The sequence below is a fragment of the Microbacterium sp. UBA7513 genome (assembly GCF_002478345.1).
In the GTDB taxonomy this organism is placed as follows: domain Bacteria; phylum Actinomycetota; class Actinomycetes; order Actinomycetales; family Microbacteriaceae; genus Microbacterium.
In genome coordinates this window covers 101,518-119,532 of record NZ_DLNJ01000011.1, presented here as the reverse complement: position 1 = coordinate 119,532, position 18,015 = coordinate 101,518, and the positions used below count along the sequence as shown (strand labels likewise).

The following is an 18,015-nucleotide window of genomic DNA, read 5'->3' as shown; positions in this document are numbered from 1 at the left end:
ATCATGGAGCTGCACCACTCCAAGCACCACCAGGCCTACGTGACCGGCGCGAACACGGCGCTGGAGCAGCTCGCGGCGGCCCGCGACAGCGGCGACCTCGGAGCGGTGAACAAGCTCGAGAAGGACCTCGCGTTCAACCTCGGCGGCCACATCAACCACTCCGTGTTCTGGCAGAACCTCTCGCCCGAGGGCGGCGGGGCTCCGGAGGGCGAGCTCTCGGCGGCGCTGGCGGACTCGTTCGGGTCCATCGACGGCTTCCGCGCGCACTTCACCGCGACGGCCCTCGGTGTGCAGGGGTCCGGCTGGGCCGTGCTCGCCTGGGACTCGGTGGGCGCCCGTCCGGTGATCTTCCAGCTCTTCGACCAGCAGGGCAACGCGCCGCTCGGCGTCATCCCGCTGCTGCAGCTCGACGTGTGGGAGCACGCCTACTACCTCGACTACCTCAACGTGCGGGCGGACTACGTCAAGGCGTTCTGGAACCTCGTGAACTGGCCCGACGTGCAGCGCCGCTTCGAGGAGACCCGCGCCGCCACCGCGGGTCTCCTCGTCCCCTGACCCCACCCCACCCCACCCCACCCCACCTTCGTCGACCCGGCCCCTTGCGTGCGCCCCGGCCCGTTGCGATCGTCCGCAACGGGCCGGGGTGGCCGCAAGGGGCCGGGTCGCGTTCAGGCGAGGGTGAGGAAGAGCTTCTCCAGGTCGGGGAGGGGGACGGCGTCGTCCTGCGCGGGGTCTTCCAGGCAGGTCTTCATGGCGGAGGCGATGATCTGGAACCCGGCCTTGTCCAGCGCCGAGGTCACGGCGGCGAGCTGCGTGACGACGGCCCGGCAGTCGCCGCCGCTCTCGACCGCGGCGATCACGGCGCCGAGCTGTCCCTGGGCGCGCTTGAGGCGGTTGGCGATCTTGCGCTGCGTGTCGGTGTCGACGGTGGTCATGGTCACTCCCTGAAGGCCGGCTGTGTGCTCCACTATACCCCCGGGGGTATAGTGGGTGGATACCCACCGGGGTATCGAGTAAGGAGAGAACACATGTGTCGAGCAGTCCGTTGCCGTACCTGCGGGAAGACCACCTGGGCGGGGTGCGGCCAGCACGTCGATGCCGTCCGTCGCACCGTGCCGGCGTCGGACTGGTGCACGGGCCATCCGAAGGACGAGGCCAAGGGCGGTCTCCTGTCCCGGCTGTTCGGGCGATGAGCGCGCCGCTCCGCGTCGTCATCGTCGGCGGTGTCGCCGGCGGCATGTCGGCGGCGACCCGGCTCCGGCGGCTCGATGAGTCCGCGGACATCGTCGTCTTCGAGCGCGGGCCCGAGGTCTCCTACGCCAACTGCGGCCTGCCCTACTACGTGGGCGGTGTGATCGAGGAGCGTGACGCCCTCCTGCTGCAGACCCCGGAGTCGCTGCACCGCCGCTTCCGGCTGGACGTCCGCGTCCGTCACGACGTCGTCGGCATCGACACCGTGCGGAAGACGGTCGAGGTCGTCGATCTCGACAGCGGCCGCCGCAGCACCCACCCGTACGACCGCCTCGTGCTCGCCACCGGGGCCCGGCCGCGCGGCGATGAGCCGACCGGTGCCCTCCCGACGCGGAGCCTGCGGACTGTGGCCGATGCCGATGCGATCGACGCCGCCCTCCGCCCCGGACTGCCGGTGGTCGTCGTGGGCGGCGGGTACACGGGACTCGAAGCCGTGGAGAACCTCGTCGCCCGAGGCGCCGCGGTGACCCTGGTGCAACGCGGTGCGCAGCTGCTCGCCCCGCTGGATCCGGAGATGGCCGCCCCTCTGGCGGCCGAGGTCCGGCGCCGCGGAGTCGACGTGCGGCTCGGCGTCGAGGTCGTGGCCACGGCCGCGGGTTCCGTGACCCTGAGCGACGGTGCCACCGTCCCCGCGGAGTTCCTCGTCGACGCCTCCGGGGTCGTGCCCGAGGCCGGACTCGCCCGCGCCGCGGGGATCCGCCTCGGCGAGACCGGCGGCATCGCGGTCGACGAGGCCTGCCGCACCAGTGCGCCCGACGTCTTCGCGGTGGGCGACGGTGTCGAGAAGGCCGACCTCATCGGCGGCGGTGCGGCGCTGGTGACCATGGCCGGTCTCGCCAACCGCCACGGCCGCATGGTGGCCGACGTCATCGCGGGGCGAGAGGAGTCGGCGCGCCCCGCCCTCGGCACCGGCATCGTGCAGGTGTTCGGCCTGGCCGCCGCGAAGACCGGGTGGAGCGAGAAGCAGCTCCGTGCCGCGGGCCGCGAGTTCTTCGCCGTCCACGTGCATCCGGCGTCGCACGCCGGCTACTACCCGGGCGCGGAGACCCTGTCGATGAAGCTCCTCGCCGACCCCGCCACCGACCGCATCCTGGGTGCGCAGGTCGTGGGCCGTGACGGCGTGGACAAGCGGATCGACGTCATCGCGACGGCGCTGCAGGCGGGCGTCACCGCCTCCGGGCTCGCGCACCTGGAGCTCGCGTACGCTCCGCAGTTCGGCTCCGCGAAGGATGCCGTGAACCTCCTGGGCTATGTGGCCGAGAACACCCGCAGCGGCACCACGCCGACTCTCCAGTGGTACGAGCTCGACGACGCCCTGCACGCGGGAGCCGCCCTCATCGACGTCCGCTCCGTGGCCGAGCATGCGAACGGCGCCATCCCCGGCGCGCGGAACATCCCGCTGGACGAGCTGCGCGACCGCCTCGACGAACTGCCCGAGGGGCCTCTGGTGGTGCACTGTCAGGTCGGCCTGCGCGGGCACATCGCCACCCGACTGCTGCGGCAGCACGGGCGCGCGGTGCGCAATCTCGACGGCGGCTACCGCACCTGGCAGGACGCGACCGCAGAGTGCTGAGCTCGACGCGTTCACAACTCAGGAGAACCGGCGCACCTACGCCCGTCAGGGCCGGAACCGCGGTCTCCGCGCGCCGTACTCCTGAGTTGTGAACGCCGCCCGGCTCAGACGAGTCGCGCCGTCGTGCCTCGGACGTTGAGCTCGTACGGCAGGGCGGCGGGCGGCCGCACGGCGTCGGGGTCGGTGAGCTTCGCGAGGACCGCATCGGCCGCCCGCTCGCCCTGCCCGAGCGGGAACTGGTCGACCGTGGTGAGGCGGAAGAACTCGCCGAGCTCATGGCCGTCGATGCCCACGATGGACAGGTCGCCCGGCACCGCGAAGCCGAGGTCGCGGGCAGCGAGGAGCGCCCCGATCGCCATCTCGTCCGAGGCGGCGAACACCGCAGTGGGGCGAGGCCCCGGACGCCCGAGGAGCTGCTTCGCGGCGCGGTAGCCGCCCTCGACCGTGAAGTCCGCCGGCTCCAGGAACGCGGGGTTCAGCGGGATCCCGGCCGTGGCCAGCGCTCGTTCGAAGCCCAGCCGGCGGTTCGTGGGGATGTGGAAGTCGAGGTCGAACTCGGGGTTCGCGCCGATGTGGGCGATCTCCGTGTGCCCGAGCCCGAGCAGGTGCTCCGTCGCGAGCTGCGCCACGGCGACGTCGTCGACCGTGAGGGTGTCGAGCTTCGGGTTGGGCCCGCCGATCGCGATCACGGGGAGCCCGAGGTCGAGGAGCTGCTGGGTCTCGTCCTCGTCCAGCTCGATGGACACGGCGATCACGGCGTCCACGCGCTGGCGGCGCAGGAAAGTGTCGAAGACGTGGCGGCGCACGTCCTTGTCGGCGGTGATGTTGTAGAGCGTGATGTCGTAGCCGGCCCGCATGAGCGCGGCGGACACCCCCGACAGCACGGTGCTGAAGAACCAGCGGTCGAGGAACGGCACGACGACCCCGATGTTGCGCGTGCGCCCCGACGCGAGGCTCGAGGCGCGGGAGGACACGACGTACCCGAGGGAGGCGGCAGCCGCCTGCACGCGCTCGCGCGCCGACTCGGACACGTGCCCGCGGCCGCTCAGCGCACGGGAGACCGTCGCGGTGGAGACGCCGGCGAGCCGGGCGACCTCGTCGATGCTCGCCATCGTCTGTCCTTCGGATCGGAGACGCCCGTGGCACGCCCCGGGGGAGCGCGCCACGGGCGCAGCGGGTGTCAGGCCTTGGTGTACCAGACGGCGGTGTCGACGGGGATCTCGGGGCCGTCGAACGGCTGGCTGCGGAGCAGGATGACCGCGCCCTCCGGAAGGTCAAGCGGAGCCGCGCCGAGGTTCGCCAGCACGTGCACCTCGCCGCGGCGGAAGGCGACGGCATCGGGACCGGCGTCCTCCCACACCAGCGACCCGGTGCCGAATCCGAACTCGCGGCGGCCGGCGAGCAGACGCTTGTACAGGGCGAGGGTCGACGCCGGGTCGACCTCCTCGACATCCCGGGCGTAAGCCGCCCAGTCCGCGGGCTGCGGGAGCCAGGAGAGGCCGGTGTCGTTGAAGCCGAAGGCGGGAGCCTCCGCCTCCCACGGCAGCGGCACGCGGCAGCCGTCGCGGCCGTAGCGCTCGCCGTTGGTGCGGAACCAGGTCGGGTCCTGGCGGTACTCGTCCGGGATCTCCATGGCCTCGGGCAGCCCGAGCTCCTCGCCCTGGTACAGGTAGGCCGAGCCGGGGAGCGCGAGCATCAGCGTGGTGGCCGCGCGGGCGCGGGCGAGGCCGATGGCGGTGTCGGGCTTGTCCGGAGTGTTCGGGCCGATGCCCTCGCCCTGCGGGTTGTCGATCGTGAGCGCGAGGCGCGTGGCATGCCGGACAACGTCGTGGTTGGACAGCACCCAGGTGCTCGGGGCGCCGACCGCGCCGAACGCGTCCAGCGACTCGCGGATCACGTCGCTGAGCGCCTTCGCGTCCCATGCCGTCATCAGGTACGGGAAGTTGAAGGTCTGGTGCATCTCGTCCGGACGCACCCAGAGGGCGGTCTCCTTCAGCGTCGGCATCCAGGCCTCGCCGCACAGGGCGCGGTCGCCGTCGTACTCGGCGAGCACCTTGTGCCAGTCCCGGTAGATCTCGTGCACGCCGTCCTGGCCCCAGTACGGCACGTTCGACTCGCCGCCGCCCATGGAGTCGGCGTCGGTCGGCGGCGTGTAATCCGGCAGGCCCTCGGTCTTGATCATGCCGTGGGCGACGTCGACCCGGAAGCCGTCGACGCCGCGGTCGAGCCAGAAGCGCAGGATCGAGCGGAACTCCTCCTGCACCTCCTCGTTGTTCCAGTCGAAGTCCGGCTGCGTGGCGTCGAAGATGTGCAGATACCACTGGCCGGGCGTGCCGTCGGCCTCCGTCACGCGCTGCCACATGCCGCCGCCGAACACCGACTCCCAGTTGTTCGGAGGCAGCTCGCCGTTCTCGCCGCGGCCGTCGCGGAAGATGTAGCGCGCGCGCTCCGGGCTGCCCGGTGCGGCCGTGAGCGCCTCCTGGAACCAGGGGTGCTGGTCGGAGGAGTGGTTGGGGACGAGGTCGACGATCACCCGGATGCCGCGGGCGTGCGCGGATTCCAGCATCGCGTCGAAGTCGGCGAGCGTGCCGAACAGGGGGTCGACGTCGCGGTAGTCGGCCACGTCGTAGCCGGCGTCGCGCTGCGGGCTCGTCATGAAGGGGCTGAGCCAGATCGCGTCGACGCCGAGCTCCTGCAGGGCGTCGAGGCGGCTCGTGATGCCCGGCAGGTCGCCGATGCCGTCGCCCGACGCGTCCGCGAAGGAGCGGGGGTAGATCTGGTAGATGACGGCGCTGCGCCACCACTCGGAACCGGGGGCTGCGATCTGTTCGAGCTGTGCCATGCGATCAGGCTACTGCAAACGCTTACAGTCCCGCCACCACAGGTATCGAAACGGTTCGGCACCCTCTCTCGCCCCTCCCGCCGACCCACCCCTTTCCGTTCGACCCACCCCCTTGCGGACGGCCGTAAGGGGCCGGGAGGAGCAGAAGGGGGTGGGTCGACGGGGATGAGGGGATGAGGGTCAGGGCGTGGGCATGCCGCCGTTGACGTTCAGGGTCTCGCCGAGCACGTAGCTCGACTCCGGGGAGGCGAGGAAGACGTAGGCGGGAGCGAGCTCGGCTGGCTGACCCATCCGGCCAAGCGGGGTGTCCTGGCCGAACTGGGCGATCTTCTCCTGCGGCTGCCCGTCACTCGGCTGCAGCGGGGTCCAGATCGGTCCCGGAGCCACGGCGTTCACGCGGATGCCCTTCGGCGCGAGCTGCTGGGCGAGGCCCTTCGTGAACGCGTTGATGGTCGACTTCGTCGAGGCGTAGTCGACGAGGATGTCGGACGGCGAGTAGGCCTGGATCGAGGTCGTGTTGATGATCGTCGAGCCGGCGGGGAGGTGCGGGAGGGCGGCCTTCGTGATCCAGAACATCGCGTACACGTTGGTCTTGAAGGTGTCGTCGAACTGCTCGTCCGTCACATCGGTGAGGGACTCCTGGAAGACCTGCTTGCCGCCGTTGTTGACGAGGATGTCGAGTCCGCCGAGCGCCGCGACGGCCTCCGCCACCAGGGTGCGGCAGTACTCCGGGTCGCGCAGGTCGCCGGGGATCGCGGCGACGGTTGCTCCCGCCTCGCGGAGGATGCCGGCGATGCGGCTCGCGTCCTCCTCCTCTTCCGGGAGGTAGGAGATCGCGACGTCGGCGCCCTCGCGGGCGAACGCGATCGCGGTGGCCGCACCGATGCCCGAGTCGCCGCCGGTGATGAGCGCCTTGCGGCCGGTCAGCCGTCCGGTGCCGCGGTACGACTCCTCGCCGAGGTCGGCCTTCGGGGTGAGGTCGGCGTCGAGACCGGGCTCGCGCATGTGCTGCTTCTGCGGCTGGATGTCGGCGTAGAGCTCGACCGGGTTGGTGAAGGTGTACTGGTCGCGGGACATGGGTGTCCTTTCCGGGAGGTCGGGGACGGGAGGACCATCGTGCGCGCCGCCCTCCGGGTCCGGCAAACGCCTTGCACGCATCCGGTCGCTTTGGTACACGCGCATGTGGCCGAAAGACACTTCCCCCGGTGCCTCCTGTCATGACAAGGTGGCGAGCATCCCCCCGTGTCGTTCGCGGCATGTCCCCCGGGGGTCCTGTCGTCGAGAGGTCGTGATGTCCGCTTCCGCCCGCCCATCCGCGCCCTGGGCGGTCGTCGCCGCACTCGTCGTCGGTGCCGTGCTCGCCGGCGCCGCCCCTGCCGTGTCGGACGCGTTCGGCGCCCGTGCGCAGCCCCCGGCGGATCCGGTGAACGACCCCGCCGCCTCGGTGGCGCTCGCGTACGAGTTCCTGGACGCCCGGGTCGACGAGTTCTGCGACGGCGAGGGCCGCTGCCTGCCGCGTAGCTACCAGGGCGGGTTCTTCACCACGCCGTCGTGGGACTTCACCCCCTCCTTCGTGTACGACGACGCCCTCGTCGTGATCGCCTACACGGCCCGCGGTCTGCCGGACGACCTGCGTCGCGCCCGGTCCGTCGCCGACACCCTCCTCTTCGTGCAGGAGAACGACCCCGTCGGCGACGGCCGCGTCCGCACGTCCTACGAGCCGCACGGCATCCGGCAGGGGCGCATGGAGATCACCGGACCCGGCACGTTCACCGGCAACCAGGCCTGGGTGGGCATGGCGCTCGCCCGCCTCTTCCACGCCACCGGCGAGAAGGCCTACCTCGACGGCGCGGTGCGCATCGCGGAGTGGATCCAGGACAACACCGCCGACATGACGCGGGCGCCGTTCGGCTACACCGGCGGGCAGACCGATGCCGGGGTGCCGCTGGAGTGGAAGTCCACCGAGCACAACAGCGACATCGCCGGGTTCTTCACGCAGCTCGCCCAGCTCACGGGCGACGAGGTGTGGGCGGAGCGCGCGGCCGTGGCCGCCGGATTTGTCGCGGCGATGCAGAGCGCCGACGGGCACGTGGACACCGGGACGCTGCTCGATGGCAGCACGATCAACACCCGTCCCGTCCCGCTCGACGCGCAGACGTGGAGCCTGCTCGGCACCGGGGACGCCCGATACGGCTCGGCCGTCGACTGGACGCTCGCGCACCTCGTGGCCCAGGACGGCCCGTACCGGGGCCCGTCGATCAGCGACGTGGACGTGTCCAAGGTCTGGTTCGAGGGCAGCGGACACCTCGCGCTGGCGCTGCAGGACCGTGCGGCCGCCGGCGACCAGGCTCGTGCGGAGGAGCTGCTGGCCGACATCCGCCTGGTGCAGCGGGACGCACCGAACGGCGACGGTAAGGGGATCGTGGCGACCTCGACCGACGGACTCGACTCCGGCTTCGGCGACCTCTACTACGCGAGCCTGCACACCGGCACGACGGCCTGGTACCTGCTCGCGGCCGTGGGCGACAACCCGTTCCGTCTCCCGTGACCTCGCCTGTCGACCCGGCCTCTTCCGCGCGCCCCGGCCCCTTCCGCGCGACCGCAACGGGGTGGGACGCGCGCAGAGGGGTGGGTCGAGGGAGGCGTCAGGCGGCGACGCGGGCGACGGCGGCGATCGCGCTCGTGAAGAAGTCGAGGCCGTCCACGCCGCTGCGCATCGCGACCGCGGTGTCCGGACCGAAGCCGGGCTCCGTGGCGTGCTCGGGGTGCGGCATGAGCCCCACGACGTTGCCCGCCTCGTTCGTCAGCCCCGCGATGTCGCGCAGCGAGCCGTTCGGGTTCACGCCGGCGTAGCGGAACGCCACGAGACCCTCGCCCTCGACGCGGTCGAGCGTCTGCTCGTCGGCGATGTAGCCGCCGTCCGCGTTCTTCAACGGGATCACGATCTCCTGGCCGGTGCGGAAGGCGTTGGTCCAGGCGGTGTCGGAGTTCTCGACCGTGAGCTTCTGGTCGCGGCGCACGAAGTGCTGGTGGTTGTTGCGGATGAGTCCGCCGGGCAGCAGGTGCGCCTCGACGAGCATCTGGAAGCCGTTGCAGATGCCGAGGACGGGCATGCCCTTCGCGGCGGCGTCCTTGACCTCGCTCATGATGGGCGAGAGGGCGGCGATGGCTCCGGCGCGGAGGTAGTCGCCGTAGCTGAACCCGCCGGGGAGGACGAGGGCGTCGACGCCCTCGAGGTCGTGCGAGCCGTGCCACAGGGCGACCGGCTCGGCTCCGGCGATGCGGACGGCGCGCTGCGCGTCGACGTCGTCCAGCGAGCCGGGGAAGGTGACGACGCCGATGCGGACGGTCACTCCGCCACCTCGACGCCCACGACGTCCTCGATCACGGCGTTCGACAGGACCTCGTCGGCGATGCGGCGGGCCTCGGCGAGGACCTCGTCGGTGACCTCGCCCTCGACGGTGAGCTCGAAGCGCTTGCCGATGCGGACGTCGGTGAAGCCCTCGACGCCCAGGCGGGCGAAGGCGCCGGAGACGGCCTTCCCCTGCGGGTCGAGCAGTTCGGGCTTGGGCATGACGTCGACGACGATGGTGGGCATGACGGCTCCAAGAGTCGCGGGCGGACGGGCGGGTTCAGTCTACCGCTCGTCGATGCTCCGCTGAGACCCCGGGCTCGCGCCCACACCCCGTCCTGCGCGCGCCGCCACGCCGGGGCGTCGGCGGGAACCCGGGGTCTCGGGGTCAGGAGTGGAAGACGGTGTGGAGGTCGCCGATCGCCTCGCGGCCGCCGAGGCCGTCGATCTCGAAGAGCACCGAGATGCCGGCCACGTGGCTGCCGAGACGCTCCACGAGCTGGCGACCGGCGGCCAGGGTTCCTCCGGTGGCGAGCACGTCGTCGATGAGGAGGACGCGGGAGCCCGCGGGCAGGTCGTCGTGCATCTCGATGGTCGCCGTGCCGTACTCGAGGGCGTAGTCGACGGCGGCGGCGGGGCGGGGGAGCTTGCCCGCCTTGCGGATCGGGATCAGCCCGACCCCTGCGGCGATGGCGGCGGCCCCGGCGAGGATGAAGCCCCGCGCCTCGATGCCGGCCACAACGTCGAACTGCCCCGCGAAGGGCTCGATGATCGCCTCGGTCGTCACGCGGAGGGCCTCGGCGTCGGCGAGGAGTGGCGTGATGTCGCGGAAGATGATGCCGGGCTCCGGGTAGTCCGGGATGCTGCGGATCAGGGATTCGGCGCGGGTGAGGGCAGGGGAGAGCGTGGCTTCGGGCACCGGACAAGGGTACGCCGGTTGCGCGGGAGGGGCGTGCAGACGGCTCTCTTGACATCGTGGGAGCGCTCCCATAGAGTTCACGACAACCTTGTGGGAGCGCTCCCACAAGCCCCCACGCACCACCACCCGCACGACCCACAAAGGAGTGAACCGTGAACTCACGTGCCCGCACCCGGATCCTGGCGACAGCCGCCGTGGCATCCGTCTCCGCTCTCGCCCTGGCCGGCTGCTCCGGCAGCACGGGCGGCGACGGCGACTCCGGCGCCAGCGCCGACGAGAAGGTCACACTGACCGTCACCACCTTCGGCACCTTCGGCTACGACGACCTCTACAAGGAGTACGAGAAGGCGCACCCGAACGTGACGATCGAGGCGACCAACATCGACACCGGCGGCAACGCCCGCACCGACGCCTTCACCAAGATCGCCGCCGGCTCCGGCCTCAGCGACATCGTCGCGATCGAGGAGGGCTGGCTCGGCGCCATCATGGACGTCTCGGACACCTTCGTCGACCTGCGCGACTACGGCATCGAGGATCGCAAGGACGACTGGGTCGACTGGAAGTACGGCCAGGCGACCGACGCCGAGGGCCGCGTCATCGGCTACGGCACCGACATCGGCCCGAGCGGCATCTGCTACAACGGCGCCGCGTTCGAGGCCGCCGGCCTGCCCAGCGACCGCGAGTCCGTCGCCGAGCTGCTCAACGGCGACTGGGAGAACTACTTCCAGGTCGGCGCCGACTACACGGCGAAGACCGGCAAGGCGTGGTACGACCACTCCGGCTTCGTCTGGAACGCCATGGTCAACCAGCTCGACGAGGGCTACTACACCGCCGACGGCGAGCTGAACGTCGAGGGCAACGACGAGCTCCAGGAGCGCTTCGAGCTCCTCGGAGCCGCGACCGAGGGCGGCCAGTCCGCGGCGCAGACCGCATGGGACTGGAACGGCGGCAAGTCGTTCGTCGACGGCACCTTCGCCACCTTCGTCTGCCCGGGCTGGATGCTCGGCGTCGTGCAGGGACAGGTCGAGGCCGGCGGCGGCGACGCGTCGACGGGCTGGGACTTCGCCGACGTCTTCCCCGGCGGTGCGGCCAACTGGGGCGGCGCCTTCCTCTCCATCCCCGAGTCGTCGGAGCACAAGGAGGCCGCGGCAGAGCTGGCCGACTGGCTGACGCAGCCCGAGCAGCAGGTGAAGCAGTCCGCCGCTGCGGGCAACTTCCCCTCGACCATCAAGGCGCAGGAGTCCCTCGCCGAGGAGGCCACGCCCAACGAGTTCTTCAACGACGCGCCGACCGGTGCCATCCTCGCCGAGCGTGCCAAGGGCGTCGTCGCGCAGTTCAAGGGCGCCGATGACTCGGTGATCCAGGAGAACGTGTTCGGCCCGGCGCTGAGCGCGCTCGACCGTGGCGAGACCGACACGCAGGGCGCCTGGGACCAGGCGATCGGCCTCCTGAACGACCTCGTCGGCTGATGATCTCGCTTCGACAGGCTCAGCGACCCGACGGATGGGTGGCTGAGCCTGTCGAAGCCCGGCTAAGGACACGCCCATGACCCTCACCGCCCCGCCGGCGGAGCCGCAGGCCGCTGCCCCCGCCGCGGCGGACGCTCCGCCGCGACGCTCCTGGCGCACCCGCGTCTCCCGTTTCGACCACCGCGCCTCGCCCTACTTCTACATCTCCCCGTTCTTCCTCCTCTTCGGGCTCATCGGCCTCTTCCCGCTGCTGTACACGGTGTGGGTCGCGGTCCACGAGTGGGATCTGCTGAAGGGCGAGGGACCGTTCGTCGGCTTCGGCAACTTCGCGGCGATCCTCGGCGACGGCATGTTCTGGAACTCCATCCGGAACACGCTGAGCATCTTCCTGCTCTCCGCCATCCCGCAGCTCGCCGTCGCTCTGGTGATCGCCTACCTGCTGGACCGCGGACTGCGGACGCCGACGTTCTGGCGGATGAGCGTCCTCATCCCGTTCGTGGTCACCCCGGTCGCCGTGGCGATCATCTTCTCCAGCATCTTCAACGAGGCGGACGGTCTGGCCAACAACCTCCTCAACCTCGTCGGCATCGCCGATCAGCAGTGGAAGCACGACACGGTCCTGTCGCACATCGCGATCGCCGTGATGGTGAACTTCCGCTGGACCGGCTACAACGCCCTCATCCTCCTCGCCGCGATGCAGGCCGTGCCGCGCGACCTCTACGAATCGGCCGCGCTCGACGGTGCCGGAGCGGTGCGGCGGTTCTTCGCCATCACGATCCCCACCATCCGTCCCACGCTGATCTTCGTCATCATCACGGCGACCATCGGCGGCCTGCAGATCTTCGCCGAACCGCGGCTGTTCGACGTCTCCACCGCGGGCGGCATCGGCGGCAGCGACCGGCAGTTCCAGACCACCGTGCTGTTCCTCTGGGAGCTGGCGTTCTTCCGCCGCAACCTGGGGGAGGCGTCGGCCGTCGCGATCCTGCTCTTCCTGCTCATCGTCGCCATCGGCCTGATCAACTTCCTCCTCTCCCGGCGCATCGCCACCGGAGACGCCCCGAAGACCCGCGCGGCCCGACGCCGCATCCGCCCGACCGGGAAGGAGGAGGCGCGATGACCGCCACCCAAGCCCTCAGCGTGCCGGAGCGCATCCGCCGCCGGCGCGGTGCCGCGAGCGGGAGTGCCGGCCTCGGCAGCCGGCCCGGGTTCCTCACCTACGGACTCCTCGCCGCCTTCATCATCGGCGGCGCCTACCCGCTGTGGTGGTCGTTCGTCGTCGCGAGCGGGACGAACGCCACCCGCGGTGAGACCCTGCCCCTTATCCCCGGCGGCAACTTCCTCGCGAACGCGGCGAAGGTGTTCGACGCGATCCCGTTCTGGCTCGCGCTCGGCAACTCGTTCCTCATCTCGGCGATCATCACGATCTCCGTCGTCACGTTCTCGACCCTCGCCGGCTACGCGTTCGCGAAGCTCCGCTTCCGCGGGCGCGACGGCCTCATGGTGTTCGTGATCGCGACCATGGCGATCCCCACGCAGCTCGGCATCATCCCGCTGTTCATGCTGATGCGCGAACTGGGCTGGACCGGCACGATCGGTGCGGTCATCGTGCCCACCCTCGTCACCGCGTTCGGGGTGTTCTTCATGCGGCAGTACCTCGTGGACGTGATCCCGGACGAGCTCATCGAGGCCGCCAGGGTCGACGGCGCGAACCAGTTCCGCACCTTCCTCACCGTCGGGGTGCCCGCGGCGCGGCCGGCCATGGCGATCCTCGGACTGTTCACGTTCATGACCGCCTGGACCGACTACCTCTGGCCCCTGATCGTGCTCTCCCCCCAGAACCCGACGCTGCAGACGGCGCTCAGTCAGCTGCAGTCCGGCTACTACATCGACTACTCGATCGTGCTCACCGGCGCGGTGCTCGCGACCCTTCCGCTCCTCGTGCTCTTCGTGATCGCGGGGCGGCAGCTGGTCAGTGGCATCATGGCGGGCGCGGTGAAAGGATGACCCCTATGACGCGTGCCTTCCCCTCGGATTTCCTCTTCGGCGCGGCGACCGCGGCCTACCAGATCGAGGGCGCCGCCTTCGAGGACGGACGGACGGCGTCGATCTGGGACGCGTTCTGCCGGGTGCCGGGGGCCGTGGTTGGCGGCGACGACGGGGATGTGGCATGCGACCACTACCACCGGTATCCGCAGGACGTGGCGCTGATGAAGGAGCTCGGCCTGCAGACCTACCGCTTCTCCACCTCGTGGTCGCGGGTGCGCCCCGACGGCGGGGCGGTCAACCAGGCCGGGGTCGACTTCTACAGCCGCCTCGTCGACGAGCTCCTCGCGGCCGACATCCTGCCCTGGCTCACGCTGTACCACTGGGACATGCCGCAGGCCCTGCAGGAGGTCGGCGGCTGGACGAACCGTGACTCCGTCGACCGCTTCCTGGAGTACGCGGGCACCATGCACGACACCCTCGGCGACCGGGTGAACGTGTGGACGACCCTGAACGAGCCGTGGTGCTCGTCCTTCCTCTCCTACACCGGAGGCGAGCACGCGCCAGGGCACACGAGCGTCGCCGAGGGGCTGCTGGCCTCGCACCACCTGCTGCTCGCGCACGGTGCGACGGTGCGGGAGCTCCGCGGCCGCGACGCCTCCCTCAACCTCGGCATCACGCTGAACCACACGGTGGCCGACCCCGCCGACCCGCAGAACCCCGCGGATGTCGACGCGGCGCGGCGACTGGACGGCCAGTTCAACCGGTGGTTCCTCGACCCCATCTACCGCGGCACCTACCCCGCAGACACCGTGGAGGACATCCGCGCGGTGGACCCCGAGGCCGTGGCGCGGTTCGAGGCGGCGGTGCACGAGGGCGACCTCGACACCATCGCCCAGCCCATCGACACGCAGGGCGTGAACTACTACCACGGCGACCTCGTGTCCGGCACGGGTCCCGACGACGCGGCGGTGTCCAGCGGCCCGGAGACGGCGCACGTGACGCGGAGCCCGTATCCCTCCCACGAGGGCATCCACGCAGTCGAGCGCGGACTGCCGCGGACCGCCCAGGGGTGGGAGGTCCAGCCGGAGGGACTCACGCGACTCCTGCAGCGGCTCTGGACCGAGTACGCCGAGCCCGCGGGGGTGGTGCTCTCGGTGACCGAGAACGGCGCGGCCTACGACGACACCGTCGTGGTGAAGGACGGGGAGACCCGGGTGCCCGACGCCGACCGCACCGCGTTCCTGCGCGCGCACCTCGACGCCGTGCTGGACGCCAGGGACAGCGGCGTGGACGTCCGCGGATACTTCTACTGGTCGCTCTTCGACAACTTCGAGTGGGCCTGGGGCTACGACAAGCGCTTCGGGATCGTCCGCGTGGACTACGACACCCAGGAGCGGACGGTCAAGGACTCCGGCCGCGAGTACGCCCGCATCATCGCCGCCCGGTCCCTCTGACCCGTTCGAATCGCCTGAATGGCTCCATCTGCGGCCGAGATGGGACCAATCAGGCGATTCGAAGCGGGGATTTTCACGGCCTGGCTCCGCGTGGATGAGAATGGGGCGATGGAAGAGAGCATGCGGTGATGTCGCCCCGGGCGACCATCGAGGAGGTCGCGGCCGCCGCCGGCGTGTCCCGGTCGACCGTGTCGCGGGTCGTCAACGGGTCGACAGCGGTCAGCCCGGAAGCGCTCGCCGCCGTGCGCGCCGCGATCGATGAGCTCAATTACGTGCCGAACCGCGCCGCGCGCTCGCTCGCCTCCCGGCAGACGCACGCGATCGCCCTCATCGTCCCCGAGGACACGACGCGCTTCTTCGGCGACCCGTTCTTCGCGGCGATCGTGGCCGGGATCACCGGCGCCCTCCGCAGCTCCGACTACCTGCTGAACCTCCTGATCGCCAGCGACGACCCCGGCGACAAGATGACGAGCTTCGTGCGCAACGGCGGCGTCGACGGCGCGCTGATCGTGTCGCACCACACGAGCGACGCGTTCGTCGATCGAATCGCCGATGCCGTCCCCGTCGTCTACGGCGGCCGTCCGGTGCGCCGGGCCGAGGGCGACTACGTGGTCGACGTCGACAACGTCGCCGGAGCGCGCGCGGCCACGCAGCGCCTCGTCGACATCGGACGCACCCGCATCGCCACGATCACAGGACCCCTCACGATGCCGTCGTCGACCGACCGCGTGCAGGGGTTCCGCGCCGCGCTGACCGCGGCCGGCCTGGCACCCGTCGCCGAGGAGGAAGGCGACTACAGCGAGGCGAGCGGGGCCGACGCCGCCCGCCGCCTGCTCGCGGGAGGGCGGCCCGACGCGATCTTCGTCGCCAGCGACCTCATGGCCCGCGGAGCGCTCACGGCGCTGCGGGGTGCCGGGGTGCGGGTGCCCGAGGACATCGCGCTCGTGGGGTTCGACGACTCGTCGGTGGCTCTCACCACCGATCCGCCCCTGACGACGATGCGCCAGCCGATGTACGCCCAGGGTGAGGCGATGACCCAGGTGCTCCTCTCCCGGCTCGCGGGGGAGGACCCGCCGCGCACCACCATCCTGCCGACGGAGCTCGTCGTCCGCGGATCCGCCTGAGCCGCTCCGACGGCGGGCACGGGTGAGGCCCGATCGCGGACGACCGGGCCTCGGGGGGTGACGCACCTCTGGGACGAGAGCGTCAGTTCCCGTAGAGCGAGACGACGCCGCTGCGGTCGACGCTGGTCATCGACAGATCGGCCGAGCTGCCGTTGCACTGCGGGTAGTGCATGATCGACGACGAGTCGTACGGCGTGAGCGGACGCCAGTTGTTGTCCTCGAAGCAGGTGCCCGCCTCCGGGCGGGTGTGCTCGTGGCGGAAGCCGAGCACGTGGCCGAGCTCATGGCCGAGCACGTTCGTCGGCGTCCACGCTCCGGCGCTCCAGATCGAGTCGTCGATGAGGACGTTCTGCTGCCGGGCCGGCGTGCTGGGGAAGAACGCGCGGGCGATGTACTGCGTCGTGGCCACGGGTTCGACGGAGAAGACGACGGCGTTGTTCCGCGTGGTGCAGTTGGCGTCGGCGCTGCTCACGTAGCGGAAGTCGACCTTCGACGACGCGGACTCCCAGAGTGCCGCCCCACCCTGCATCGCCCGGACGACGTCGGCGTGCCGGCTGCCGAACTTCGTGCTCACGCAGTAGGTGAGATTGGCCACCTGCGAGGTCGACCACTTGTCGTCGATGTTGTTGACCGTGTTCACGATGAGGCCGTCGTTGAGGGTCTCGGGGCCGACCAGCCGGTCGTAGAACGCGCGCAGCTCCTTCTTGTTCGAGATGACCTCATCGCCGTTGACGACGTAGGCGCCGTCGACGTCCCGATAGGTCGATGCCGCGAACTCCTGGTACGAGGGCGCGGAGTCGTCGGGGGACGCGGCCGTGGCGGGGATGACCGCGCTGAGGCTGAGCGCGACCGCCGCGGTGGCGGCGAGCGCGAGTTTTCTGGTGAATCGCATGGAAGATCCTCTTCGATCTGAGCGGTGCCGCGCGCCCGGTGAGCGAGCGGACTCCGGCCGGAACGGTGAGCATCGCTGCCACCGCGGGGCCGAAGCCCGCTCACGCTAACCGCGCAATTTCCACGGGGTCAAGGCGCGACACGGCCCGTCGCCTGCTTTCTGCACTCAGGTCAGGAATCGGCCGAATCCGTCGCCGCCGAAGGTGCCGCCGCGGTTCGGTCGGACGTCGGCACCGGCGGTCGACGGGCGGGCCTGGTCGTCGGTCCCTCGTCGTAGGCCGGAGGTCGAGGATGACCACGGACGCGTCTCCGCCACCCCCTCCATCGGCAGAAGACGCACCCGTGGCCCGCTGCGGCGAACCCCCGCGCCGCGAGTGCTCGCGCCCTCCATAGGTTGAACGAGCATTCAGTGATTAATCTATCCCGAGACGGCCCGTGAGGGAATTCCGCCGGACGACCCGGGAGGTGGACACCGCATGGCGCGATCGGATGCGCAGAATCGTCTGGCGCGCGAGCGTGCCAAGGAGACCATTCTCCAGGCGGCGATCGAGGTGTTCAGCGAACGCGGCGTCGCCGGGGCGGGCATCGCCGAGATCACGCGTCGCGCCGGTGTCGCCCAGGGGCTGGTGAACTACCACTTCGGCGGCAAGGATCAGCTCATCGGCGCCGTGATCGACCGGTGGTTCGAGACGGTGCTGGGGTTCGCGCAGGTGCAGGGGACGCCCGACGAGGTGCTCGCCGCGATCATCGACGGGGCGATCGGGGCGACGGCCTTCGCGATGCCGCTGCAGCGGGCGGTGCTCGCCATGCAGCAGCAGCCGCTCACCCATCGGCTGTTCGCGGAATCGGAGCAGCGCTACGCCGACGGTGCGACGGCGGCGGAGGATGCCGTGCGCGCCGTCTTCCGCGCCCGAGGCGCCGAAGACCCGGCCCTGGAGGAGGTCATGCTCCGCAGCACCCTGGAGGGGGTGTTCGTGAAGTACTGCGTCTTCGGCGACACGTATCCGCTCGAGGACGCGCGGCGCTGGCTGCACCGGCGGTACGGCCTGCCGGAGCCGACCGCCGCCCTGCCAGGTGTGCCGACACCGCACGAGGGCGAACCCCGGCCGCGGGCGACGGCGGCGCTGCGGACCGACGCGTCCTGAGCCGCTGCG

At 70.9% G+C, this 18,015-nt stretch carries 17 protein-coding genes; 9 read left to right on the top strand and 8 right to left on the bottom strand.

Going from position 1 to position 18,015, the window contains the following annotated elements:
* Nucleotides 1-555, top strand: a 555-nt coding sequence (locus B2W79_RS06245; protein ID WP_292787945.1) for a superoxide dismutase, incomplete at its 5' end; no start/stop codon positions are given.
* Between the two features lie 113 nt (nucleotides 556-668).
* Here B2W79_RS06245 and B2W79_RS06240 read toward each other — a convergent pair.
* Nucleotides 669-935, bottom strand: a complete 267-nt coding sequence (locus B2W79_RS06240) for a metal-sensitive transcriptional regulator (RefSeq protein WP_025103992.1) — start codon at nucleotides 933-935, stop codon at nucleotides 669-671.
* A gap of 254 nt (nucleotides 936-1,189) precedes the next feature.
* Here B2W79_RS06240 and B2W79_RS06235 point away from each other — a divergent pair, with 254 nt between their 5' ends.
* A complete protein-coding gene (locus B2W79_RS06235; protein ID WP_292787942.1) occupies nucleotides 1,190-2,824 on the top strand; it encodes an FAD-dependent oxidoreductase in 1,635 nt (544 codons plus the stop codon).
* A gap of 104 nt (nucleotides 2,825-2,928) precedes the next feature.
* Here B2W79_RS06235 and B2W79_RS06230 read toward each other — a convergent pair whose 3' ends face one another.
* From B2W79_RS06230 to B2W79_RS06220, 3 genes are all read right to left on the bottom strand, one after another.
* The gene (locus B2W79_RS06230; protein ID WP_292787941.1) at nucleotides 2,929-3,936 is read right to left on the bottom strand and encodes a LacI family DNA-binding transcriptional regulator; all 1,008 of its coding nucleotides are present in this window, start codon (nucleotides 3,934-3,936) and stop codon (nucleotides 2,929-2,931) included.
* 68 nt (nucleotides 3,937-4,004) lie between these two features.
* A complete protein-coding gene (locus B2W79_RS06225; protein WP_292787939.1) occupies nucleotides 4,005-5,666 on the bottom strand; it encodes a glycoside hydrolase family 13 protein in 1,662 nt (553 codons plus the stop codon).
* Between the two features lie 180 nt (nucleotides 5,667-5,846).
* Complete coding sequence (locus B2W79_RS06220; RefSeq protein ID WP_292787937.1) at nucleotides 5,847-6,743, bottom strand: SDR family oxidoreductase; 897 nt, start codon at nucleotides 6,741-6,743, stop codon at nucleotides 5,847-5,849.
* Nucleotides 6,744-6,957: 214 nt separating this feature from the next.
* Between B2W79_RS06220 and B2W79_RS06215 the strand changes: the two genes are divergently transcribed.
* The gene (locus B2W79_RS06215) at nucleotides 6,958-8,214 is read left to right on the top strand and encodes a hypothetical protein (RefSeq protein WP_292787935.1); all 1,257 of its coding nucleotides are present in this window, start codon (nucleotides 6,958-6,960) and stop codon (nucleotides 8,212-8,214) included.
* 97 nt (nucleotides 8,215-8,311) lie between these two features.
* On the opposite strand, the gene purQ is transcribed toward B2W79_RS06215, so the two are convergent.
* From purQ to B2W79_RS06200, 3 genes are all read right to left on the bottom strand, one after another.
* A complete protein-coding gene (gene purQ / locus B2W79_RS06210) occupies nucleotides 8,312-9,019 on the bottom strand; it encodes a phosphoribosylformylglycinamidine synthase subunit PurQ (RefSeq protein WP_071327817.1) in 708 nt (235 codons plus the stop codon).
* Nucleotides 9,016-9,264: a phosphoribosylformylglycinamidine synthase subunit PurS gene (purS, locus tag B2W79_RS06205; protein ID WP_025103985.1), complete on the bottom strand. Its 249-nt coding sequence runs from the start codon at nucleotides 9,262-9,264 to the stop codon at nucleotides 9,016-9,018. Before purS ends, purQ begins: the two co-directional genes overlap by 4 nt.
* 142 nt (nucleotides 9,265-9,406) lie before the next feature.
* Entirely contained in the window at nucleotides 9,407-9,937 is a 531-nt protein-coding gene (locus B2W79_RS06200; protein WP_292787932.1) for an adenine phosphoribosyltransferase, read from the bottom strand.
* 152 nt (nucleotides 9,938-10,089) lie between these two features.
* Between B2W79_RS06200 and B2W79_RS06195 the strand changes: the two genes are divergently transcribed.
* From B2W79_RS06195 to B2W79_RS06175, 5 genes are all read left to right on the top strand, one after another.
* Entirely contained in the window at nucleotides 10,090-11,406 is a 1,317-nt protein-coding gene (locus B2W79_RS06195) for an ABC transporter substrate-binding protein (RefSeq protein ID WP_060922864.1), read from the top strand.
* 76 nt (nucleotides 11,407-11,482) lie between these two features.
* Complete coding sequence (locus B2W79_RS06190; RefSeq protein ID WP_292787929.1) at nucleotides 11,483-12,523, top strand: carbohydrate ABC transporter permease; 1,041 nt, start codon at nucleotides 11,483-11,485, stop codon at nucleotides 12,521-12,523.
* A complete protein-coding gene (locus B2W79_RS06185) occupies nucleotides 12,520-13,410 on the top strand; it encodes a carbohydrate ABC transporter permease (protein ID WP_071327813.1) in 891 nt (296 codons plus the stop codon). The genes B2W79_RS06190 and B2W79_RS06185 overlap by 4 nt, the downstream gene beginning before the upstream one ends.
* A gap of 5 nt (nucleotides 13,411-13,415) precedes the next feature.
* Nucleotides 13,416-14,846 (top strand): GH1 family beta-glucosidase, encoded by a 1,431-nt coding sequence (locus B2W79_RS06180; RefSeq protein WP_292787927.1) that lies wholly within the window; start codon nucleotides 13,416-13,418, stop codon nucleotides 14,844-14,846.
* A 128-nt stretch (nucleotides 14,847-14,974) separates the two neighbouring features.
* Nucleotides 14,975-15,970: a LacI family DNA-binding transcriptional regulator gene (locus tag B2W79_RS06175; RefSeq protein ID WP_071327811.1), complete on the top strand. Its 996-nt coding sequence runs from the start codon at nucleotides 14,975-14,977 to the stop codon at nucleotides 15,968-15,970.
* Between the two features lie 82 nt (nucleotides 15,971-16,052).
* Here B2W79_RS06175 and B2W79_RS06170 read toward each other — a convergent pair whose 3' ends face one another.
* Complete coding sequence (locus B2W79_RS06170; RefSeq protein WP_292787925.1) at nucleotides 16,053-16,862, bottom strand: M57 family metalloprotease; 810 nt, start codon at nucleotides 16,860-16,862, stop codon at nucleotides 16,053-16,055.
* A 475-nt stretch (nucleotides 16,863-17,337) separates the two neighbouring features.
* Here B2W79_RS06170 and B2W79_RS06165 point away from each other — a divergent pair, with 475 nt between their 5' ends.
* A complete protein-coding gene (locus tag B2W79_RS06165) occupies nucleotides 17,338-18,006 on the top strand; it encodes a TetR/AcrR family transcriptional regulator (RefSeq protein WP_292787924.1) in 669 nt (222 codons plus the stop codon).
* Nucleotides 18,007-18,015: the final 9 nt, after the last annotated feature.

Excerpts from the sequence above, each read along its gene's own strand:
- B2W79_RS06240 (WP_025103992.1), bottom strand. The coding sequence starts at position 935 with ATGACCACCGTCGACACCGACACGCAGCGCAAGATCGCCAACCGCCTC.
- B2W79_RS06235 (WP_292787942.1), top strand. The coding sequence starts at position 1,190 with ATGAGCGCGCCGCTCCGCGTCGTCATCGTCGGCGGTGTCGCCGGCGGC.
- B2W79_RS06230 (WP_292787941.1), bottom strand. The coding sequence starts at position 3,936 with ATGGCGAGCATCGACGAGGTCGCCCGGCTCGCCGGCGTCTCCACCGCG.
- B2W79_RS06225 (WP_292787939.1), bottom strand. The coding sequence starts at position 5,666 with ATGGCACAGCTCGAACAGATCGCAGCCCCCGGTTCCGAGTGGTGGCGC.
- B2W79_RS06220 (WP_292787937.1), bottom strand. The coding sequence starts at position 6,743 with ATGTCCCGCGACCAGTACACCTTCACCAACCCGGTCGAGCTCTACGCC.
- B2W79_RS06215 (WP_292787935.1), top strand. The coding sequence starts at position 6,958 with ATGTCCGCTTCCGCCCGCCCATCCGCGCCCTGGGCGGTCGTCGCCGCA.
- purS (WP_025103985.1), bottom strand. The coding sequence starts at position 9,264 with ATGCCCACCATCGTCGTCGACGTCATGCCCAAGCCCGAACTGCTCGAC.
- B2W79_RS06190 (WP_292787929.1), top strand. The coding sequence starts at position 11,483 with ATGACCCTCACCGCCCCGCCGGCGGAGCCGCAGGCCGCTGCCCCCGCC.
- B2W79_RS06185 (WP_071327813.1), top strand. The coding sequence starts at position 12,520 with ATGACCGCCACCCAAGCCCTCAGCGTGCCGGAGCGCATCCGCCGCCGG.
- B2W79_RS06180 (WP_292787927.1), top strand. The coding sequence starts at position 13,416 with ATGACGCGTGCCTTCCCCTCGGATTTCCTCTTCGGCGCGGCGACCGCG.
- B2W79_RS06175 (WP_071327811.1), top strand. The coding sequence starts at position 14,975 with ATGTCGCCCCGGGCGACCATCGAGGAGGTCGCGGCCGCCGCCGGCGTG.
- B2W79_RS06170 (WP_292787925.1), bottom strand. The coding sequence starts at position 16,862 with ATGCGATTCACCAGAAAACTCGCGCTCGCCGCCACCGCGGCGGTCGCG.
- B2W79_RS06165 (WP_292787924.1), top strand. The coding sequence starts at position 17,338 with ATGGCGCGATCGGATGCGCAGAATCGTCTGGCGCGCGAGCGTGCCAAG.